The sequence below is a fragment of the Tautonia marina genome (genome assembly GCF_009177065.1).
Classification (GTDB): Bacteria; Planctomycetota; Planctomycetia; order Isosphaerales; family Isosphaeraceae; genus Tautonia; species Tautonia marina.
The window spans coordinates 184295-205778 of the sequence record NZ_WEZF01000001.1; the positions used below are offsets into that span (position 1 = coordinate 184295).

General features: G+C 67.1%; 13 protein-coding genes. 8 read left to right on the top strand and 5 right to left on the bottom strand.

The genetic code is table 11. The features are described from left to right. Positions 1-66: 66 nt before the first annotated feature. Complete coding sequence (flhF, locus tag GA615_RS00755; RefSeq protein ID WP_152049348.1) at positions 67-1239, bottom strand: flagellar biosynthesis protein FlhF; 1173 nt, start codon at positions 1237-1239, stop codon at positions 67-69. A gap of 214 nt (positions 1240-1453) precedes the next feature. Next, a complete protein-coding gene (locus GA615_RS00760) occupies positions 1454-3814 on the bottom strand; it encodes a flagellar biosynthesis protein FlhA (protein ID WP_152049349.1) in 2361 nt (786 codons plus the stop codon). A gap of 824 nt (positions 3815-4638) precedes the next feature. Here GA615_RS00760 and GA615_RS00765 point away from each other — a divergent pair. The 5 genes from GA615_RS00765 (at position 4639) to GA615_RS00785 (ending at position 10948) form a co-directional block, all read left to right on the top strand. Further along, the gene (locus GA615_RS00765; RefSeq protein WP_152049350.1) at positions 4639-5256 is read left to right on the top strand and encodes an NfeD family protein; all 618 of its coding nucleotides are present in this window, start codon (positions 4639-4641) and stop codon (positions 5254-5256) included. A gap of 135 nt (positions 5257-5391) precedes the next feature. After that, positions 5392-7134, top strand: coding sequence for a flotillin family protein (locus tag GA615_RS00770; protein WP_152049351.1), 1743 nt, complete (start codon positions 5392-5394; stop codon positions 7132-7134). Between the two features lie 926 nt (positions 7135-8060). Next, on the top strand, positions 8061-8834 hold the full coding sequence (locus GA615_RS27300) for a hypothetical protein (protein WP_161602089.1): 774 nt from the start codon (positions 8061-8063) through the stop codon (positions 8832-8834). Positions 8835-9233: 399 nt separating this feature from the next. Next, entirely contained in the window at positions 9234-9896 is a 663-nt protein-coding gene (locus GA615_RS00780; protein ID WP_152049353.1) for an HAD-IB family phosphatase, read from the top strand. Next, entirely contained in the window at positions 9893-10948 is a 1056-nt protein-coding gene (locus GA615_RS00785; RefSeq protein WP_152049354.1) for an iron-containing alcohol dehydrogenase family protein, read from the top strand. Before GA615_RS00780 ends, GA615_RS00785 begins: the two co-directional genes overlap by 4 nt. A gap of 69 nt (positions 10949-11017) precedes the next feature. On the opposite strand, the gene GA615_RS00790 is transcribed toward GA615_RS00785, so the two are convergent. The 3 genes from GA615_RS00790 to GA615_RS00800 form a co-directional block, all read right to left on the bottom strand. Continuing rightward, positions 11018-14896 carry a WD40 repeat domain-containing serine/threonine protein kinase gene (locus GA615_RS00790; RefSeq protein WP_152049355.1) on the bottom strand — a complete coding sequence of 1293 codons (3879 nt, stop codon included), beginning with the start codon at positions 14894-14896 and terminating at the stop codon, positions 11018-11020. Between the two features lie 144 nt (positions 14897-15040). Then, positions 15041-15706, bottom strand: a complete 666-nt coding sequence (locus GA615_RS00795) for a sigma-70 family RNA polymerase sigma factor (protein WP_152049356.1) — start codon at positions 15704-15706, stop codon at positions 15041-15043. Positions 15707-16222: 516 nt separating this feature from the next. After that, a complete protein-coding gene (locus GA615_RS00800) occupies positions 16223-17014 on the bottom strand; it encodes a PEP-CTERM sorting domain-containing protein (protein WP_161602090.1) in 792 nt (263 codons plus the stop codon). Between the two features lie 1570 nt (positions 17015-18584). Between GA615_RS00800 and GA615_RS00805 the strand changes: the two genes are divergently transcribed. The 3 genes from GA615_RS00805 (at position 18585) to GA615_RS00815 (ending at position 21276) form a co-directional block, all read left to right on the top strand. Then, positions 18585-19679 (top strand): DUF1559 domain-containing protein, encoded by a 1095-nt coding sequence (locus GA615_RS00805; protein WP_161602124.1) that lies wholly within the window; start codon positions 18585-18587, stop codon positions 19677-19679. Positions 19680-19981: 302 nt separating this feature from the next. Continuing rightward, positions 19982-20185: a hypothetical protein gene (locus tag GA615_RS00810; RefSeq protein WP_152049359.1), complete on the top strand. Its 204-nt coding sequence runs from the start codon at positions 19982-19984 to the stop codon at positions 20183-20185. A gap of 176 nt (positions 20186-20361) precedes the next feature. After that, entirely contained in the window at positions 20362-21276 is a 915-nt protein-coding gene (locus GA615_RS00815; RefSeq protein WP_152049360.1) for a LamG domain-containing protein, read from the top strand. Positions 21277-21484: the final 208 nt, after the last annotated feature.

The following is a 21484-nucleotide window of genomic DNA, read 5'->3' on the forward strand; positions in this document are numbered from 1 at the left end:
TCGGGCGGGAACTCGGATTCGGGAAGCCGGACGGAACAGGGAGTGAAGGCGGCGTGTGAGGTTGCGTCATCCGATCACGACCTCCTGCCCCAGAATCAGGGCGGCGAGGCGGTCGCGGTCGGCGGCCTCGATGTCGTCGGGCACCCCCTGGCCGATGGTCAGGTAGCTGACGGGTCGGCCGGCTCGGGAAACGACACCAAGGAGCGCTCCGAGGCGGTCGGCCTCGTCGAGCTTGGTGAGGATCAGGCGGTCGAAGCCGAGCGGTGCGAACCGCTCGACCACGGCGTGGAGGCTCTTTTCGCCTGAGACGGCCGAAAGGACAAGGTGGATTTCGTCAGGACGGGCCATTGCGAGAAAATCGGCCAGTTCCCGGATCTTCACCTCGTCGCGCGGCGAGCGTCCAGCCGTGTCGATCAAGGCCAGATCCACCGGCCCAAGGTCTGAAAGGGCGCCGAGAATCCGGTCGGGCGCGTCGGCCACGGCCAGCGGCAGGTCGATGATCTCGGCGTACGTCCGCAGTTGCTCCACCGCCGCGATCCGGTACGTATCCACGGTCACCAGACCGACCCGCAACCCGAGCGCCAGCTTGGCGTTGGCCGCCAGCTTGGCCACGGTCGTCGTTTTGCCAACTCCGGTCGGGCCGACCAGCGCCACCACTCGCCGGGCCCCCGGCAGACCGGCAATCGGCGGAGCGATCGAAAGACTCTGAGCGACCGCAATGCGGAGCGCCTTGGCCAGGGCTTCCGGCTGGTGCGCCTCGTCCGGCTCAACCGCGTCGGCCACCACGCGAACCAGCCGCCGGGCCATCGGCTCGGGCACGTCCAGGTCGAGCAGATGGGCGTACGTCGTGGCCAGCCAGGCGGGCACGTCCATTAACAGGTGTTCAATGCTTCCGGAGCGGCTCAGCTCCTCCACCGTTTCGTGCAATTGGCCCAGCCGATCGTCGAGCGCCGATCGGATCGGGGGCGGCGGATCGACCTCCCGCACGCCGACCGAAGCCAGGCGGGGCCGAGCCGTTGCGTCCTCTCGAGTCGGAGCGATCCGCGGCCGACCGTTCCGATCCTCGGGCGGAGCGGCCGTCACCTCGATCAGCTCCCGTTCCCCCAGGCCGAGCAACCGTCGGCGTCTCACCTCTCGCGTCCCCAGGATCACCGCCGAACCGCCCAGGTCGCGGCGGACCCTCGACAGGGCCTCCTTCAGCGTACCGGCGCGATAGGTTCGAGGGCTGGTCGGAGACATTTGAGGGACCGGATTGGGGATTGAAGGTGTGTTCGATTGAAAAATCGAAGCAAAACGAAGGTCATTCGAACGACGGCGAGATCCCGAAACGCGATTCGTTATGGGCTGGCATGGTCTCCCTCACCCCGGCTCGCGGGGGAGCCGGGGCCGCAGGCCGGGTGAGGGGGCCAATCTGCAATCGAATCGCGATCAGTTTCTGAAAACGGCTCGAAACTCACGGCCGATGACCTCCCGACCACTGATCCGGGGTCTCTTCCGACGACGCAGAGCCCGACCCGACCGACGACCCTCGCGGAGCGATCGCCGCGTGCGGGCCTCGCAGAATCGGGCTGGAGCTGGCCGTGTGCGTCAGAACCGATTCGGGAAGCACCGCCGATCGTTCGAGCCCGTCCGACTGTTCGACGACCGTGCCGATGATCTCGATCGGCGTGTCTCGGGGCACCTCGCGGCGGCTGAGCACCACCAGCCGGGGCAGGTCGGCTCGGGTCAGATCCTTGAGCACCGGGCGAGACTCGGCCGAGCAGAGGATCACCGGCGGCACTCCGCCGGCCACGGCCGCGGCCACCCCATCGGCCACCGCCCGCACCACTCCTCGGGCGGCATCGTCGCCCAGGGCCTCGGCGGGCCGGTCGTTCTCCCGGGCGGCGTGAGACAGCCGAGCATCGAGTGCCGAATCCACCGTCACCACTCGCAAGCGGCCGTCGAGGCCAAGATACTGCTGCGTGATCCGTCGCCCCAATGCGCGGCGGACGCACTCGGTCAACTCGTCGATGTCTCGGGTTCGGCCGGCGTGTTCGGCCAGGGCTTCGAGAATCGTTTCCAGGTCGCGCACACTCACCCGTTCTCGCAAGAGATTTTGCAAGACACGCTGCACCTCTCCGGCGCGGAGCATGCCCGGCACAACTTCGATCACCAGCGCGGGCGACGTCTCCCGGGCGCGGTCGAGCAGTCGGCCAACCTGTTCGTGGGTCATCAGCTCATCGGCGTGTCGGGTCACGATCTCGCCGAAGTGCTCGGCAATCGAGGCCGAAGGTTCGATGATCCGGCATCCGGAGCGTTCGGCGGCGTCTCGGCCGTCGCTATGAATCCAGACGGCCGGGCGCCCGGTGGCGGGGTCGATCCCGTCTCGGCCGTGAACCTGGGGGCCGGTCAAGCCAGCGGGAGGCACGGCAAGCAATCGCCCGACGAAGGCCGATCCTTGCCCCACCACAACCCCTCGAATCTTGATCCGATAATCGTTTGGCGTCAGGCCCATCTCGTCCCGGATGCGGACCTGCGGAACGATCAGGCCGAGTTCCCGGGCCACGCGATGCCGCACATGCCGGATACGGTCGAGCAGGTCGCCCCCTCGGGTCGGATCGGCCAGGGCGATCAGGCGGAACCCGATCTCCAGCTCCAGCGGATCGACATGAAGGAGGTCCTCCATCCGTTCCCCCTGGCCTTCGACCACCGTGGCGGCCCCTTCGCTCCCCCTCGCCGGCATCGGCTCGGATCGGGGCAAGGGTTCGGCCGGTCGGGATTCGGAGAAGGACGATCGGGACGGACTCGGACTCGGGGCCGCGTCTTCGGTCGGGTGATCGTCCTCAATTCGGGATCGAGACACCACGAACGCACCGCCCCCCAGAGCGGCGGCGATCGTCAGCAGCGGCACCATCGGCAGCTCGGTGAAGGCCAGCAAGGCGAGCGATCCGGCCGAGATGGTCAGCACCTCCGGCCGTCCCAGCAACTGACCGACCACGTCCTGACCCAGATCCGTTTCGCCCGACGACCGGGTCACGATCAACCCCGCGGCCAGGGCCGTCAGGAAGGCCGGAATCTGCGCGACCAGACCGTCGCCGATGGTCAATTTCGTGAAAACGTCCACCGCATCCAGCGGCGCCATCCCCGATCGGGCCACGCCGATCACCAGGCCGCCCAGGATGTTGATGACCGTGATCACCAGCGCCGCGACGGCGTCTCCGCGAACGAACTTGCCCGCACCGTCCATGCTGGCGAAGAAGTCGGCCTGACGCTGCACTTCCACCCGGCGGTGGGCGGCCTCTGAGGCGTCGATCACCCCGGCGTGCAAGTCGGCGTCAATTGCCATCTGCTTGCCGGGCATCCCGTCGAGCATGAACCGCGCGGCCACCTCGCCAATCCGCCCGGCCCCTTTCGTAATCACGAGGAACTGGATGGCGACGAGGATCAGGAAAATCACCGCGCCGACAATCACCTCGTCTCCGGCGACGAATCGCCCGAACGCCCGAATCACCCCGCCGGCGGCGTCGAGCCCATGCTCGCCCCCTCGGGTCAGAATCAACCGGGTCGTCGCCACGTTCAGCACAAGCCGAGACAGGGCGGTCGTCAGCAGGATCGTCGGAAAGGCGCTGAATTCGAGCGGCGACCGCACCGACAGCGTCGTCAGCAAGACCAGCACCGCCAGCGCGATATTCCCGGCCAGCAGCAGGTCGAGCACTCCCGGCGGCAAGGGCACGATCAGCACGAAGATCGCCCCGACGATCGCCACCGGCAAGGCCGCGTCGGTCAGGGCCGATCGGCCGATCGAGGTCTTGCGAAGCGGGGCGGACGCCGACATCCGAATCTCCGTACCGAATCCGTTCGTTCGGGAACCGAACTGAGTCAACCATCGCGGCTCAATCGGGCCTTCCGTGCCTCTCGATCCTCCGCGCGAACCACGAACGCCCCGCGTTGCGCCCCTCGGATCGGTCGCAAGACGCGACCTCCGAAGGCGGGCGGCGGGCCGTCTCGGTGGCGAAGACTCCTGGGGGCGGGTGGCCTGGCCGGATGTGTGCGGGGACGATACATCGGCCGGGCCATGCTGTCCAGTCGGATCCCGAGGCTCGTTCAACCGCCGGCTCCGGAATCCCGAGGGATCTGAAGCGGGACTGTCTCGCCTCTGCTCTGGGAAGGTCTTTTGGAAGGAGGAACGCCGAGAGAGCTGCTCTCGTCGTACCGCTTCCACTCTCAAATGATGCGTCGCCGCGTTGTCCTGGGTGGCCCCGGTTGCTCGCCAACCGGGGCGGCGCAGCCGCGAGAGGCGACGGGTGGCCGCACCGAGACCGCTCGTCGCTCCGCGACCCCGGTTGACGAGCAACCGGGGCCACCCAGGAACCCCCCCACCATTTGTGAGTGGAAGAGGTACGACAAATAAAGCTGGGCCCGGTCGAGTTGCCGTCCCGGTCGAATCCCCCTCACGGCCGGGTGCCGGTCATCGGATCGGGGAACGACGTCCGCACGGAGCGATTATGTCGGCTATGCTTGGGAGATCGCCTGGAGCGATTCCCGAGGTGGCGAAAACCAGGTGAGTTACGAAAGATCCGGCGTCTTGCGGCGAAGATCCTTCCCAAGTCACCATTCACGAAGGAACTGATGACCCCGGCGTTCTGAGGGAGAAGGACGATGAGCACCTTTTTTATGTTTTGCGCGATCCTGGGCGGCACGATTCTCGCGCTGCAACTCGGGCTGACGCTGCTGGGAATTGGCGGCGACCTCGGCGGCGAGGGGCTCGACCTGCCCGACCTGCCCGATGGCGACGGCGCCGACTCGACCGTCGGGCACGATTCGGGCGGCTTCTCCGACCTGGCCAAGCGCATCACCTTCCAGGGCGTCGTGTCGTTCATCACCTTCTTCGGCGTCGGCGGTCTGGCGGCGCAGGGCTCGGGCGTCTCGGCGCCGGGCAGCCTGCTGGCGGCGGCGCTCGTCGGATCGCTGGCGACGGCGGTCCTGGCCTTTGCCTTCGCCGGGGTCCGGAAGCTCCAGGGCAGCGGCTCGATCCACATGGACAACGCCGTGGGAGAAGTCGGCCGGGTCTACCTGCGGGTGCCGGGCGGCAACGGCGGCGTCGGCAAGGTGATCGTCCCCGTCCAGGGACGATCCGAGGAGGTCCGCGCCGTCACCTCCGGCCCCGAGCTTCGCCCGGGAGAGGCGGTCGTGGTGGTCCATGCCATCGACGACCGCACGCTCGAAGTCGTGGCTCAATCGGCCTATGTGGCCAAAACCGCCTCCCTTGCGGAGTAGGTCGCCCGATCGGTGGCCGAGGGCCGGCATCGGCCGCTCGACTCCGACCCGCTCGCTCCCGGTCGTTTCGGAATCGGCCTGATGACACCCAATTGAACCTTCCGACTGGCAATTTTGACCCGGGGACTTGAGATCATGACGCTGCTGACTTCGTTCCTCATCGCTCAGGGCACCGACCTGGCGGTGAACAACTGGTGGGTGATCGGTGTTGTTCTGTTTGCGATCGCTCTGTTTAGCATCGTGACGACGGCGCTCCGCTGCTACAAGCGGTGCCCGTCGAACAAGATCCTGGTGAAGTGGGGCGCCGGCTCGGGCAAGCAGGCCGCCAAGTGCGTGCAAGGCGGCGGCGAGCTGGTCTTCCCGATCTTCCAGGATTACGACTACCTGAGCCTCGAACCGATCCAGATCGAGATCCCGCTCCGCGGCGCCCTGTCGTTCGAGAACATCCGGGTCAACGTGCCGAGCGTCTTCACCGTGGCCATCGGCTCCGACCCTCAGGTGCAGCAAAACGCCGCCATCCGCCTGCTCGGCCTCAGCCGAGAGCAGGTCAGCAGCCAGGCCAGCGACATCATCTTCGGCCAGCTTCGCCAGGTCATCGCCTCGATGACGATCGAGGACATCAACCGCGACCGCGAAAAATTCCTCGAAAACATCCAGCTCTCGCTCGAACCCGAACTGAACAAGATCGGCCTGGTGCTGATCAACGTCAACATCACCGACCTGACCGATGACTCCGGCTACATCGAGGCCATCGGCCGCAAGGCCGCCAGCACAGCGGTCAACCAGGCCGAGATCGACGTGGCCGAGCAGCAGAAGAAAGGCTCGATCGGCGTGGCCCGCGCCGAGCAAGAGCAGGCCGTCGAGGTCGCCAATGCTCAGAAGTTCCGCGAAATCGGTACCAAGACCGCCGAACGCGACCGCACCCTCGAAGTTGCCGAGCTGAACCGAACCCAGCAGGTCGGCGTCGAAACCGCCCGATTCCAGCAGGAAGCCAGCGTCAAGCAGGCCGAGCGCGACATGCGCATCCAGCTTGCCGACGCCGACGCTCAGGCCATCTCCGGCGAAAACTCGGCCAAGGCCAAGGTCGCCGCCAGCAACGCCGAGCTGAACGTCAAGCAGGCCGAAGCCTACCAGATTGGCGAAACCCGCAAGCGAGAAGCCGAGGCCGCCGTCGCCGAGGCCCAGTACCGCGCCCAGGCCAAGGCGGCGCTGGCCGAGGCCGAAAAGGTCGAGGCCGAACAGCGCGCCAAGCTCGAAGCCCAGGCCAAGGCCGAAAAGGCCCGGATCATCGTCGACGCCGAGGCCGCCGCCGAACGCCGACGCCTCGAAGCCCGAGCCGAGGCCGACGCCATCTTCGCCCAACTCGAAGCCGAGGCCCGCGGCCAGTACGAACAGCTCGCCAAGAAGGCCGAAGGCCTCAAGGCCATCGTCGACGCCTGCGGAGGCCCGCAAGCCGCCTTCCAGATGCTCATGCTTGAACACCTCGACAAACTCTCCGAAACCGCTGCCCAGGCCATCTCGAACATCAAGTTCGACAAGGTCGTCGTCTGGGATTCCGGCGCCAACGGCCACAACGGCGACGGCTCCGGCACCGGCGCCACCGCCGGATTCCTTCGCAACATGGCCCACACCCTGCCCCCGATGCTCCAGATCATGCAGGAAATCGGCGGCGTGAAGATGCCCGACTACTTCGGCCAGGTCGTCAACAGCGACTCCGACCGCCCCGACGAGGCCGGAGCCGCCAACGGCACCGCTCCCGAACCCGCCGGCGCCTCGGCCGGCTCCCCTTCCTCCTCGTCCTCCGGAACCGAGGCCCGCGGTAACCGCTCCGGCTCCGGCTCAAAAGGCTCTGGAGGCAACCGCCCCCAGAAGGGATAGGATCAGCTCCTCCATCCCCCGACGCTCGCAACACCCTTTGGGGGGCATCCAGGAACACGGTCCGAGCTTCGACCGAGGCCCCTGGGTGGCCCCCATTGCTCGCCAATCGGTGCGGCGCAGCCGCAAGAGGCTTTCCGGAGGCGACACGGGCACCGCGCATCGCTGCACGACCCCGGTTGACGAGTGAGCAACCGAGGTCACCCCAAATCGGGGACGTTGTTTCTGAAGGCGCCTGACTGGGTTCAAAACCGGGGTTTGAGCACATGGTTTCCTGGGGAAAACCCCAGTTTTGAACCCAGTCTCCTTTGTGTCCTGCGGCCAGACAAGGGGGCTCTCTCCACGCTTGCCCGGCATGGCATCAAGTCCTCCTTCGATTCCTGACCCCCCTCCTCCCAATCCTTCCCCTCCCGTCTTCTCCCGCCTGCCTTCTGCTTACCGTCACCACTCTGAGCCGATGGTGACCAGTCCCATCCCCGGTTCTCCCATCCCTTCCCCTTGGATCCCGCGGCCCCCGCGCTTCCCCCAGAAGCTCCGGGGCTGTGCTGTTGTTGTCGGCGCGAGATTTGCAGTGTGCTGGAACCCTTGGATCGACGATCTCACACCGATGCGAACGTCATCCACCACAAGACGATCGTAACGTCCCGAAGTGCCCTGTGTTGTCGCCTGCATCAAGGCTTTGGCGATGCGCCGCGACGTGCTGACGGCTCCGCAATAAACCGTTGCAATCCTCCTGTGGCCGACGGGGTTCCATCGACCAGGTTGCGGCCAGTTTCATGAAGATTGGGTAATTCTTCTGTGAAGTGACCGTTTTCGTCATCTCTTGCAACGCGGATTGCCGGAACGACCACGGAAGGCATCCCAACAGATTCGTGAGCACTGGTGCCGCCCCAACTGTTTCCAGAGTATTTCTTTGTGCAATCATGAAAATGCCTCTGTCACCCGGCTCGGCGTTCAAATGGCTCGCGGCGATTGTGGTCGTGCTGACGGCAATCTCCGGGCTAATCCAGTTCCTCTCCCTCGGCCTGGGTCACAATCGCCTGCTCGGGTTTGCGCGCTTATTTGACGTGGGCCTCGATGCGAACGTGCCGACCTGGTGGTCCTCGCTGGCGTTGACTCTCTGCGCGGCGCTCATGGTCCTCATCGGCGCCGAGCACCGACGGCGAGGCGATTCTTCGTCACGCTCCTGGTGGTTCCTGGCCGCGATCGTCTGCTTCCTTTCGATCGACGAAACCGCCGTCATTCACGAGCGCGTGGGCAACTCCGTCAGCGTGATGCTCCAGGAACTGCTGACCGGTTCCTCCATCTGGGGCGGGGCCTACTGGATTTATGCCTATCTGATTCCCGGGATCATTCTTTCCATCGTCTATCTTCGGTTCTACTTCCGCTTGCCGACGCGAACCCGTTGGCTCGTGACCTTGGGGGGCGGTGCCCTCGTGACCGGCGGGGTCGTGTGCGAGGCGCTCGCCCATCACCTCCTCCGCCCTTCCCTCGGCGAGGTGGCCTATCAGGTTATGACGATCGTTGAGGAGTTCCTGGAGATGATCGGCGTGGTCATCCTCGTCTCCGGCCTGCTCGACTACATCCACCTCGCCTTTGGCGGCCTGACCCTGTCCCTCGACATCCGCCACGCCCCTGCCCAACGCGCTGTCGCCGATGCCTCTCATCACGATCGCCAGGTTGCCACGCTGAACCGGTCCTGATCCTGGCCACCTTTCCCAATCCCCATTCGACCGAGATGGACGAGCCCGCCGTGCCCTCCTCAACCCTCGCCGCTTGCGGGGGAGAGGGTGGCCGAAGGCCTTGGCCGTCCCCACGGACTCTGTCCACCGATGCGTCGTGAGTCCCCCTCTCGCCAAGACGTCAGGGTACCGAGACGATCGATCCGGTCCCTCGACAACCACCCTTCCCCTCCCTCCCTCTCCTCTCCCTTCTCCCCTCTCTGCGTCTCTGCGCGCGATCCCTCTCCCTGTTTCCCTCCTCCCCTTCCCCCCCTCCTCGCGATCCGGTTGCATCCCGGGGTTCCGGTTGGCCATCCTGGGTCGATCCCCACGCCGCCAATCGGGGCCGACCATCCCTCGCTTCGCTTCGGAGGACGCACCGTGCGCTACCCCTCGATCCTCGTCACCGACTTCGATGGCACCCTCACGTCCCAGGACTACTACAGGCTCGTCCGCGACCGTCTCGTGCCCGACGACACCCCCGACTACTGGTCGCTCTACCGCAACGGCCAGCTCACCCACTTCGAGGCGCTTCGGGCCTACTTCGCCGCCGCCCGGCCCGACGAGCCGACCCACCTCGCCCTCGTCGACCTCATGGGGCTCGACCCGAACCTGGCCCAATCCGTCGCCGCCCTGAACGAGCAGGGCTGGAAGGTGGTGGTCGTTTCCAACGGCTGCCAGTGGTACATCGACCGCTTGCTCCGTCAGGCCGGGGTCGATCTGGAGGTACACGCCAACCCCGGCGCCCTCGAAGGGGGCCGCCTGGCCATGCACTGGCCGACTGACACCCTTTACCCCTCGAAGCAGACCGGCATCGACAAGGCGGCCGTCATCCGGGCCTACCTCGAAGAAGGCCGCACGGTCGCCTTTGCCGGCGACGGCGCGACCGACGTCGCCCCGGCGCTGCTCGTGCCCCCCAATCGCCGCTTCGCCCGCGCCGACCTGGCCGAAGGGCTCCGCGAGCAGAACGCCTCGTTCCGCCCCTTCGAACGCTGGTCCGAGGTCGCCAACGCCCTGCTCGAATCCACCGGGGAGGCATCATGAGCGGCTGGCGCACTCAGGTTGGAATCCCCTCCTTCGTTCGGATCAAGCCCGGAGCGCTCGACCGCCTCGGCCTCTACGCCGCCCGGCACAAGCACCGCCGGATCGCCCTGATCGTCAGCGAAGGGCTGCCGGCCGCGATCGTCGCGCGGGCCGAACACGCCCTGAAGGCCGAAGGTGCCTCGGCGGTCGACCGGATCGACTCCGGCGAGGCCAGTTTCGAGGCCGCCTCGGCCCTCTTTGCCGCCTTGCCCCGAGACGCCGATGCCATCATCGGCCTCGGCGGCGGCAAGGCGCTCGACGTGGCCAAGTACGTTGCCTTCCTCGTCGGCAAGCCAAGCTACGCCGTGCCCACCTCCCTCTCCAACGACGGCTTCTGCTCTCCCCAGTCGAGCCTCACCCTGCGCGGCGATCGCCGATCGCTGCCCGCGGCCTTGCCGTTCGCGGTGGTCGTCGATACGACCGTCTGCCTCGGCGCTCCGAAGCCCCTCTGGTGGTCCGGCGTCGGCGACCTCGCCGCCAAGGTCACGGCCGTCAAGGACTGGAAGCTCTCCTACCACGCCACCGGCGAGCCGGTCGACGACTTCGCCGCCTTGCTCTCCGACGCGACCGTCGCTCAGTTCTTCTCCCGACCGACCCTCGACGACGAAGGGATGCGCCTGCTCGGCACTGCCCTGATGCTCAACGGCATCGCGATGGCCGTCTGCGGTTCCTCTCGACCCGCCAGCGGCGCCGAGCACCTCATCTCGCACGCCCTCGACGCCCTGTCCGCTCGCCCCCGCTTGCACGGGCTTCAGGTCGGCGTCGCCACCTACCTCGTCAGCCATCTGCAAGGGGAAGGGACCGCCCGCATCGCCGATGCCTTCGACCGTACCGGCTTCTGGGATGGCATCCGCGCCGACCCGTTCCTCGCCTCTGAGTGGATCGACGCCGTTCGCCGCGCCCCGACCATCAACCCCGGCCGCTTCACCATCCTCTCCTCCCGCGACTGCGTCGGCGAGGTCCGCGACCTGATCGCCACCGACGATCGCCTGAAAGGATGCTTTCTCCCGTGATGGGGCCGATCGTTGTTCTCCTTCCCGTCCCTGATGTCGTAGGACACTCAGCAGAGGCCGCGCTGTTCGTTACCAGTCGAGGTGCAAGGCGGTCAGTTCCGAGCGAAGCGCGAGCAGGTCCCAGACCTCGACCACGCGATCCTCGGGCGATCGGAAGTCGAGGCTGGCCAGGTGGCGGCCGTCGGGACTGAAGGTCAGGCCGAAGATCGGATCACTCCGCCGAGGGAGCCGCAGCAATCGGTGAGGGACCGGATCGCGAGGGTTCCCGATGCTCCAGAGATTCAACGCCCCGCCGCCGTCGCCAATCGCCAGCAGGCGGCCGTCGGGGCTGAAGGCCACCGCGAGGGTCCAGCGGGTCGTGCTCGGGTCGGGCGACGGGAACTCGGCAACGACCGACCACGAGTCGGTGGCGATCAACCGGGCGTCGCCGGCTTCCCCCCCGATCGCCAGCAAGCGGCCGTCGGGGCTCAGCGCCAGGCTCCGACACGACTCGAATTCCGGGACGTCGAGCGGTTTGGGCGGGGCCCCGGCGTCATCGAGCGACCAGGCGTGCAGGTCGTTCCGATCGAGGAAGTACAGCGTTCGGCCGTCGGGGCTCAGGGCGGTGGTGGGCTGGAACGGGTCTCGGGGCACGCCCGGCTGGGGCTGGAACCCGCGATCCGGCGGTTCCAGCCGGGTCAACGTGCCGGGGCCGTCCGACTCGTCGGCGCGCCAGAGCCAGAACTCGAAGGGGGGGCGCAACGGGCCTCGGAAACGCCCCGAGTCGGAGCGTTCCCGATCCCCCTCCCGATCGCGTCGTACCGAGTCGTCCGGGCGCAGGTCGAACTCGCGGAGGATCAAGGCGGTGCGGCCATCGACCGATTGCGTCATCAGGCGAAGGCCGGCGGAGGGAGGCACCGGAGCCGAGGGGGGATCGGGCCAGGGGGTTAGGTCGATCGGCTCGTCCGCGTCGAGCGAGGCGAAGCGGGCGAGACCCTCGGGACCGAAGGCGAGCACCCGCCCCTCGGGATCGAAGGCCAGGGCCGCGGTCTGCCCTTCCGGGCGTTCCCAGGGACGGGCTCGGGTCGGGCAGTGCTCCGGATGCCAGACGCGCGGGGCGTCGTGGTGCAACGGCAGGAGCATCAGGCCCTCGGGGCCGAAGGTGGGCAGGCGGGTCGGTTCTCCGGCCGGAATCTCGAAGCCGACCCGGCCGATCGGCTCGACGATCGACCAGACCTCGGCCGTCGGGCCCGACGCCACCAGCAGGGTCCGCCCATCGACGAAGGTCACATCCTGCACCCAGGTCGCCGTCGGGATCGAGGCGACCGGAGCATTGGCCGCCGGGTCCCAGATCTCGATCCCGGTGTTTCGGCTCGCCGTGGCCAGCAACCGGCCGCTCGGGCTGAACCGGAGCATCCGGACGAACCCTTCGCTCAGCCCCGGCAACGGCACGGCGGGCGACCCGGAGAAGGCGTCCACCTCCCAGAGCTGCACCCGACCGTCGCCGGCCGCGGCGATCAGGCCCCCCGGCCCGACCGTCAAGGCCGTCAGGCCGATCCCCGTGTCGAACCCGGACAGCCGGCCGCCGTCCTCGGCATCGAAGATCACCAGGCGAGTCTCCGGGGCCGTCCGGCCGACGACCACCGTCTTGCCCTCCGGATCGAACTCGACCAGCGGCCAGGGAGACAGCCGAAAGCCCGGCTCGAAGGTGATCTCGTCGAGCGTGGCCAGCGGCGCGGGAGAGGCGTCGAAGTCCCAGAGACGCACCCGAACGCCCGCGGCCGATCCGCGCGACCGGCGGCCCGACCGGCCCGAATCGTCGTCGGCCTCGTCGGATTCCTCACGCTCCTCGGCCGGGGGCCGGGGAATCGCCTCGATCGTCACGAGCCGGTGCCCTTGCTTTGGAGCGAGCAGGCCGAGCACCTCGGCCCCGTCGAGATCCAGGGGCCGAACCGATCCGCTCTCCGGATCAACCAGTAAAATGCCCGGAGCGCTCGGGTTCAGCACCGCGATCGACGACCCGAGGACCGCCAGGCTGGGGCCCCAGGCTCCTCGTCGGGGAGGACTCGGGGGCCTGGAATCGTCGTTCGTCACCTCCGCATCAGTCCGAACCGTGGGGGGGCGAAGCGGAACGGTCAACAGGGCAACCCGATTGTCGGGGTTCCAGAGGGTGAGGGTTTCGCCGTCCTCGCTCAGCACGGCCACCCGATTGGGAGCGTCTTCCTCGTCGTCGGTGCGGCCGAGCGAGACGAGGCCGCGCACCCGGCCGGTGGCCAGGCTCGGCCGGTCCTCGACATCCCGAGCGGCCAGCAGCTCGAGCGCCTCGTCGCGGAGCGCAACCCGCATCGATTCGTCGGGAGACAGCGCGGCGGCCTCGCGGAGCTTCGCCCGCCCCTCGTCTCGGCGGCGGGGCATGGTCGAGGCGCGCAGGACCGGCAACTGGCTGAGCAGCTCACCGGCCCGCGCCACCTGTTCGGCCCGCGTTGCGGCCCGTTGTTTTTCCAGGGCCGAGGCCAGCTCGCGCTGAAAGACCAGGGCCCGGTCCCGTTCATCGGCAACCCGGACGTAGGCGACGGTCGCCGTGATCAGAATGGCCGCGGCGGCGACCGTGGTAATGAGCGACGCCGTCGGGTGCCGCTGAACGAGGCGCCAGGTTCGGCCGATCGGGCTGATCCGCCGGGCCTGGACCGGCTCCAGGTCGAGGAAGCGGCCGAGGTCGTCGGCCAGCTCGGCGGCCGATTCGTAGCGGTCGCCCGGGCGCTTGCTCATGGCCTTCAGGACGATCGTCTCCAGGTCGCGCGGCAGGCGGCGGGCGAAGCGTCGGAGCGGGGGCGGTTCGCGGTCGACGATCTGGCGGACCAGCTCGGCCGAGGTCTGGCCGTCGAACGGCGGGCGGAGGGTCAACAGTTCGTAGAGGGTTGCCCCCAGGCTGTAAACGTCGGTGGCCGGGCCGATCGGTCGGCCGTCGGCCTGTTCGGGGCTCATGTAGCGAGGGGTGCCGACCGGGCCGTCTCCTCGGGTCTGGCCGGGGTCTTCCAGGCGGCGGGCCAGGCCGAAATCGGCGACCCAGACAATCCCCCGAGCATCGACCAGCAGGTTCGACGGCTTCACGTCGCGGTGGATGATCCCTCGGCGGTGGGCGTAGGCCAGGGCCTCGGCCGCCTGCTTGCCGACGCGAGCGACCCATCGGTAATACTCCGATCCGGTCGGCGGGACGAAGGCGGGGGGCCGGTCGTCGAGCCGAGCCGCATCGGACGCCAGGCGGACCCGCTTCGTCCACGATCCGGGGGTCTCGCCGCCGGCCGTCTGGCCGGGCACCGAGAGCAAGGCGGAGCCGAGGCTGTCGTCTCGGATCGCGGTGGTCGCGTCGCGGTCGGTCGGCATCGGGCTTCGACCGCTCGGAGAACCGGAGGCGGTCAGCCGATCGCGCCGTAGGACGCGCAAGACCCGGTCGAGCCCGCTCCCTTCGATCCGCTGCATCGCGTAGTAGCAAAGCCCGCCGACCTGCCCCACGTCGAAGACCGGCACGATATGCGTATGGTGCAGGCCCGCGGCCGTCTTCGCCTCGTTCAGAAACCGCCGACGGCCCGACGACCCCGGCGCGGCGTGGCCGCCGAGGATCTTCAGGGCGACCGGGCGATCGAGGTCGACGTGAACCGCCTCGTAGACGACCCCCATGCCGCCGCGGCCCAGTTCTCGAACGATCCGGTAGCCGGCCACCCGGTAGCCGGCGGCCAGGCGTCTCGACCCGACGCCGCCGGGTCCCGTTCCCGATCCGACGAGCCCCTGAACCAGGGCCAGGCCATCGAGCGCCTCGCGCAGTTCGTCGGCCAGTTCCGGGTACGATCGGGCGAAGACGTCAGGCTCGGGAGCTCGGCCCGATTCGGCCAGCTCCAGATACGCCTCGATCGCCTCGCCGAGGCGTTCGTCCCGGTCACTGGCTTCGGTACCGGCGTGCTGCAGCGCCATGATGGGCCCTCAAAGGAAGGTCGGACGGGCAACGCGAGGGGGCGACGCGGTTGGGAATTCCGGAGACGTGGCAGCGATGCGAACGGGAAGGGAGAGCAACCCGCTTGCAATTCTTCAAGCGTTCTTTGGCGACGGATCGGCCCATCAATCTCCTTCGAACCGCAAGGAACCGCCCGGCGGGCCTTCGAGCGTCTGTTTCAGGCGTTTGAGGCCCTTGGCCCAGAGGCCGCGGACGACCTTGCGGCCCATGCCCATCTGCTCGCCGATGGCCTCGAACGATTGATTCTCGGCATGATAGCGCCAGAGGACCTCGGCCTCGGCCTCGGGCAGGTCGGTCAGGGCGTCGGCCAGCAGAACGATCAACTCGCGGCGGCTGGCCTGTTCGCTCGGGCTGGTCTGGCTGAGGGCGAGCACGTCGAGCAACCGGCCGCCATCACCCCCCCCGCCGGTGGGCAATCCGCCCCCTTCGGCGTCCCAGGGGGCATCGAGCGGCAGGGCTTTCACGTCGCCGACCCGCTTGGCCCGGCTGTGATAGCGGCCCAGGTCGGCCAGCTTCTGCCCGACCAGCCGACGCAGCCAGCCGACCAGAGCGGCCTCGTTCTGCCCGGTAAACGAGGGGAACTGGCGGACGACCTCGACCAGGGTTTCCTGAACCACGTCAGACAGCTCGACCCGCTCTCGGAGCCTCGGCCCCATGCCCGAACGGACCACCATGCGGAGGTAGTTCCGGTAGAGGTTGCACAGCTCTCCCAGCGCTTCGGTCCGTCCGGATCGGGCCTCGGCCATCAGTTCGGTCGGTCCGGAAGTCATGGGCAACGGCCTCCGCGCGGGGGTCCCGGTCAGGCTCGTGGTCAACCGCGGCGATGGTGGGAGGTTGGGGGGCAGGGGTTGAGCCGGCCCTAGCGCGAGTCGGGTTCACCCGGCCTTCGGCTCTCCTCGCCCCCGCGTCCCCCGCGAGCGAGCGGGGGCGAGGGTTCAGAGCGGTTGAGCCGGTCAGGCGCCGCGTCTGGTTCCCTCTGTCCCTTCGGACGGGGGAGGGGCCGGGCTGAGGAGGCTCGCCGTGCAACCGGGGTTTGCTCGAAGCGTCGGGCTGAACACGCGGTCCTCCTGACGAATTCGTTCTCTCTAGTCATGATCGGCCCTGAATCGTTCCGCGACAAGCCCAGACGAGCGACCGGGCGGTCGGACGAGGGGCCGATCTGGAGATGGAACCCCGGTTGGCGCGTTCCGGATCGCGGGGCGCAACGCAAGACGCCCCTCGCCGGAAAAGCCGGCGAGGGGCGTCGGTAGGTTGACGTGGTGGAGGCTCGACCAGGGTCGAGTGACTCAGGCGTCCTTGCGGGCGAGGGCCCGGCGACGCAGGCCCAGGCCACCGGCCAGGGCGACGAGGAAGACGGCGATCGAGGCCGGCTCAGGAATCTGCACGGCTTCGATGCGGCCCTGGATGCTCGTCCGGCCACCGTTGGTGGTGAACGGAGCGATGTCGACCGGGTCGAGCTTGGTGATGGTGACGATGAAGTCATCGACCTGGAAGGTCGGCAGGTTTTCCGGGTCGAGGTTGAACGTCGCGGTGACGTTCGACTGGGTCTCGCCGGTAACCGTGCCGTTGAGCAGACCTTCGATGAAGATCGGGGTCTGGTTCAGGTTCGGCACCTGCCCGTTGACCTCGCCCACGGTCATGGCCAGGGTGAACGGGGTGTCTTCGTAGGTCGTCGAGACATTGGCACCCAGGTCGGGCAGGACCTGGAACTCACCGAAGCTGACATTCGACGGGGTGCGGACGGTCTGCTGAATGATTCCGTTGAAGTTCAGCAGGTTGCCGCCCGAAATGGTCGAGGTGTCGCCGAACGTGCCCGAGGTGCTGAACCGGAGCAGCGGGTTGGCCGGGGCGGCCTGAACCGGAGCCGCGGTTTCCGCCGCCGGGGACGTCGGGGCCGAGGTCGTTTCGACGACCGAGTCGTCAACGACGCTGGTGGTGCTGATCAGGTCATCGGCGACCGTGGTGTCGGCGGCCGTGTCGATCTCGTCAGCCGAGACGACGGGACCCAAACCCAGGAAGCCGAGAGCAAGGGCCATACCCGCCAGTCGCAGCCCGGCCCAGCCTTGAATCGTGTGCATCCTTCCCTCCTGAATCATCGAAGTTCGACGCCCCTCCGGGGCATCGGGACCGGGCCGCCGCCGAAAATCGGTGACTGCCCCGGCCTCGGAATCGTGGCCAGACCTCCGGGACCCCCGGCCCGATCCGCCCCGCAGACGACCGCCATCGCGGCCGCCTCGGCCGGAGCGATCGGGGCAAAACCGTTGGCCCGCGAACCGGAGCCCCGGGGAAGTCCCCCGAGCCCGGGTCACGTCCTCGCCCCCCAGACCGATGGTCGGTGGGGGAACGATCGGACCAGAGCCTCTCATTGCGAGCGAAGGCGACCAAGCCGCGCCCGTTGCAACTTCTTGGCGGGTCAATCGAGTGTGACGTGGCTGCAGTCGAGATCGAGCCATCTTCACCGGCCTCCCTGCCGGCCCGAGTCGATGGATCGTCGAGTCCGTTCGCGACGCTCCGAGAAGGTGGAGTTCCGAAACCGGGGCGGAGAATACTGGAGGCTCCCGAGGCTGTCCACCTCAAGTTTTCGAATTCTCGCCGATTCGGCTGAAGTTCTTCCCGGGACTCGCCGAAAGGCGGCGAGACGACCGCAACAGTCCGCATCCTATCTCGAATTGCTTCGCGCGTGAGCGACCGTTTTCGATTCGGGAGAAGCCCCTCCCGGGATGGTGAGGGGGTCGAGATCCCTGGTGAAAGCGCGACACCAACCCCTCCCCGTTCGGAGGAGACTGCGAGCCGCAATGCACTCAATCTGTTTGGCCGACGAGCCCGGCGGGGAAGTCGTTTTTTTTCAACACGTCCGAAATTCAATGGCCTTCAGACGGCTTTCTTCTCGATTCGTTCACTGCCCCCTTGATTCGGGAGGTTCAAAAGGACTATGACAGATGACCGTTGAGTGTCATCGAGCCCCTTCATGCATCTGCATGCAATGCTTCACTCAGCAGAGCGCTTGAACCACGAGCGGCCCCCTCTCCCGACTGCCCGTGGTTGCCCTGGCAGTGAGACGAAACCGATCCCGTCGCATTGAAGCCGATCATTCACGCAATGCCTCGCGGCAGATTCCTGCCGTGCTGCCACGCGTGGAGGATTCAGCCGGGCTTTGGTGGGAGTGGTTCGTTTCTTGACGTTCCCGCATCTCATCCTGCTCAACCCGCGTCGGTTGAGTGGGGCACGTTCTCGATGGATGATCTGCCTTGCTCAGAGGCGTCGGATCGGGCCGGGTGGGGATTGGTCACGCAATCCTTCCCCTTGGTCTGTAAGGCCGAACCTACGCTTCCGAACCGTCGCCCCCGGGTCATTCCTCGTTATTGAGGATCAATGGCCCGGCCCCGCCCCGTGCTTGCTGGGCGGTGGTGCTTGCCTGTTCATGTTCACGTTTCACGTGTGGTCGTTTTTCGCCGTGTCGGGGGACCTTGGGTCTTTCGATCTGGAATGTTCTTCGGATCACACGTCCGTTTCTTGCATTCCGCCCTGATTCAATCTGAAGGGAAGGCATCAGGATCTTCGAAACGAGGGTCGTTTTCCCGACAGCATTTCCATTTTTTTTTCACAATCCGACCGGCAGTCACGTCTCGATTCTCCCGGAGCTTCTCGATGAATCGTCCTCCTCGATCCCACTGCGGTTCGCGACGCGGCTTTACGCTGATCGAACTGCTGGTGGTTATTGCCATCATCGGTGTCTTGATCGCCCTGTTGCTTCCGGCCGTGCAGAGTGCCCGTGAGGCGGCCCGCCGCGCCCAGTGCACCAACAACATGAAGCAGATGGCGCTGGCCGCCCACAACTACGTGGATTCGTGGCAGCGGCTCCCCTCCGGCCTGCGCTGGGGGTGGGTTCCGGGAATGCCCGGCTATGTGACCTCGTTGCACGGCCCGTTGCCGGCCTTCCTGCCGTACATTGAGCAGACGAACCTGCACAACGCGATCAACTACGACCTCAATATGTTCATGGATGCGAACTTGACCATCCACGGCACCACCGTGTCGACCTACGCCTGCCCGAGCGACCCGACAGCCACCCAGCTGAGCACCCACAACTCGACCGCCTACCCGCGGATGGCTCACACGAGCTATGCCGGCAACGGTGGTCTGTGGCCGAGCAACACCTACTCGCTGCCGCCGACCGACGGCTTCCCGAGTGGCCTGGTCCACTCGCAGTACGGCCGGGTCCGGGCCAACTCGTTGGGCGTCTTCTCTGTGCACAGCGAGACGACCTTCGCCGAGATCAAGGACGGCCTGAGCAACACCATCATGTTCATGGAGCACGCCAACGGCATTTTGGCCGACCGCAACCCCGCCGAGAACGGCGACTGGGGCTGGTGGACCTCGGGCGCTTACGGCGACACCCAGATCACCGCGATGTACCCGATCAACGCCCACAAGAAGATGCCGCGGTTTGCTCCGGCCAACGCCTGGGCCGACGCCCACATCATGGCCGCCAGCAGCTTCCACCCCGGCGGCGCGAACTTCGCCATGGCCGACGGCTCGGTGAAGTTCATCAAGGAAACCATCGACACCTGGCAGATCGACCAGGGGACTCAGCTGCCGGTCGGCCTGACGACCCAGACCAACGGCTCGGCCTTCTGGGCGACCACCTACGAGGTCGGCGACCCAACCGTCTTCCGGTCGGGCGTCTACCAGGCCCTGGCCACGAAGAACCGCGGCGAGGTCATCAGCGCCGACCAGTACTGAGCCGATCGGGGATGATCGGCCAGGTCGGCGAGGAACCGGGAACGGCTCCTGAGCGTCTCGGTTCCGACCTGACCCGTCGAGCGTGTGATTGATTCCGCGAAGTCTGTTTCCCGGACGACGAGTTGATGCCCCGCTTGGGTTGATCGCATGATCGATCCGGGCGGGGTTCTCTTGCTTGGATCACGTTCTCGCTGCCGAAGCAACGTGTTCGCCTCCCATGACCGAACTGAGAGGAGCCTCCCTTGTTCTCACGCAACGATCGAAGTCGATCCGCCCTCGAACCACGTCGGACCTTTGCCGGGATGTTCGGAATCCTCGGCATCTCGGCCTGCCTTCTGGCGGCCGGGTGCTCGGGAGGAGAGAATGCCTCCTCGACCCCGGTGGAGGGGAATGAAGCCGGCCTGGTGGAAATTCCCTCCGATGATGAAGGGAAGTCGTCTGGACCCGAGATCAACGCCATGACCCCCGGCGGCAAGGGACCAGGAGCCGCCGCCCCAACCCCGTGATGCTCGGGCTCCGCGGGTTGAGGGGAGCCGCCTCTTGACGGTGTGCCCGCATCGCCTTCCCGCAGACTCGCCTCCGACTGGACGACCGTTGTGGTCTGTTTCCGAGCGGAGGCGAGAATGCTACGCTCGATCCTGAATGCCGAGTGCGCCTCCTGGAAGATCGAGAGGATGAGCCGATGATCGGACCGCGCCGATTCGCCCCGTGTGTTGTGATCCTGCTGGTGGTCCTGGCCGCTTCGGATCGTTCCCGGGTGATGGCCCAGGACACCGACGCCGCGTTACCCGACGGGCTCGCCAGGTCGTTGACCTTCGCGGCGACCTTCGACCGGGGGTTTGATGCCGACGTGGCCCGGGGAGATTCGACCTTCTTTTCCGCCGCGACGGCCGCCCGAGAGAACCCGGTGGCCGGGACGGCCGGCCCCGGCGTCGATCGCGTGGCCGAGGGGGGGCGATCGGGCGGAGCCTTGCGATTCTCGCAGGAGAACCAGCGGGTTCACTTCTTCCGGGTCGAGGACAACCTGCCCTTCGAAGGCCCCGGGAGCGGTGAGGGGTGGTCGGGCACGATCTCTTACTTTCTGAGCCTCGACCCGGAATCGGAGCTGCCGCCGACCTACGTGGACCCGATTCAGGTGACCCAGAAGGCCTGGAACGATGCGGCCATCTGGAACGACTTCACCCGGGACGACCGCCCCCGAGTCTTCCGGCTCGGCGTGCTGGCGGATCTGGCGGTCTGGAATCCCGAGAACAAGGATTTCGACGCCTTGCCCGCCGCCGAAAAGCCGGTGGTCGCCGTCGCCGATGCTCCGTTCGCCTCAGGCCGCTGGACCCATATCGCCATCACCTTCGATCGCTTCAACACCGGCGAGCCCAATGGCGAGGCCCGGCTCTACCTCGACGGCACGTTGCAAGGAACCGTCTCGGGCTGGAATCAGCGCTTCTCGTGGGACCCGAGCCAGGCGGTCATCTTCCTCGGGCTCAGCTACGCCGGTTTGCTTGACGACCTGATGATCTTCGACCGCCCGCTCTCGGCCGACGAGGTCGCACAGCTGACCCAGGCCGCCCGCGACGGCTCGCCGCTGCTGGCCCCTTGAGCCTCCTCGCTTCTCCGGGGCCATCGCCAGACACCCCAGGGCGCCCGGATTCCGTGGCTCCCGTCATCGTCGTTGATCGTCAAACCTTGACTCCGGAGATCCGGTGAGTCAGGTTGGAAGACGTTCGGCGTTCGTTCAGGCGGGTTAGGCCAGAATCGGTCAGGCAGGCGGGTCAACGATCGGGGCCGATCCCCGGAGCCGAGGTCGA

Bases quoted from the DNA above. Each gene is read 5' to 3' on its own strand.
- GA615_RS00805 (WP_161602124.1), top strand. From the start codon at position 18,585: ATGAATCGTCCTCCTCGATCCCACTGCGGTTCGCGACGCGGCTTTACG.
- GA615_RS00790 (WP_152049355.1), bottom strand. From the start codon at position 14,896: ATGGCGCTGCAGCACGCCGGTACCGAAGCCAGTGACCGGGACGAACGC.
- GA615_RS27300 (WP_161602089.1), top strand. From the start codon at position 8,061: ATGCCTCTGTCACCCGGCTCGGCGTTCAAATGGCTCGCGGCGATTGTG.
- GA615_RS00785 (WP_152049354.1), top strand. From the start codon at position 9,893: ATGAGCGGCTGGCGCACTCAGGTTGGAATCCCCTCCTTCGTTCGGATC.
- GA615_RS00815 (WP_152049360.1), top strand. From the start codon at position 20,362: ATGATCGGACCGCGCCGATTCGCCCCGTGTGTTGTGATCCTGCTGGTG.
- GA615_RS00800 (WP_161602090.1), bottom strand. From the start codon at position 17,014: ATGCACACGATTCAAGGCTGGGCCGGGCTGCGACTGGCGGGTATGGCC.
- GA615_RS00760 (WP_152049349.1), bottom strand. From the start codon at position 3,814: ATGTCGGCGTCCGCCCCGCTTCGCAAGACCTCGATCGGCCGATCGGCC.
- GA615_RS00765 (WP_152049350.1), top strand. From the start codon at position 4,639: ATGAGCACCTTTTTTATGTTTTGCGCGATCCTGGGCGGCACGATTCTC.
- flhF (WP_152049348.1), bottom strand. From the start codon at position 1,239: ATGTCTCCGACCAGCCCTCGAACCTATCGCGCCGGTACGCTGAAGGAG.
- GA615_RS00810 (WP_152049359.1), top strand. From the start codon at position 19,982: ATGTTCGGAATCCTCGGCATCTCGGCCTGCCTTCTGGCGGCCGGGTGC.
- GA615_RS00770 (WP_152049351.1), top strand. From the start codon at position 5,392: ATGACGCTGCTGACTTCGTTCCTCATCGCTCAGGGCACCGACCTGGCG.
- GA615_RS00795 (WP_152049356.1), bottom strand. From the start codon at position 15,706: ATGACTTCCGGACCGACCGAACTGATGGCCGAGGCCCGATCCGGACGG.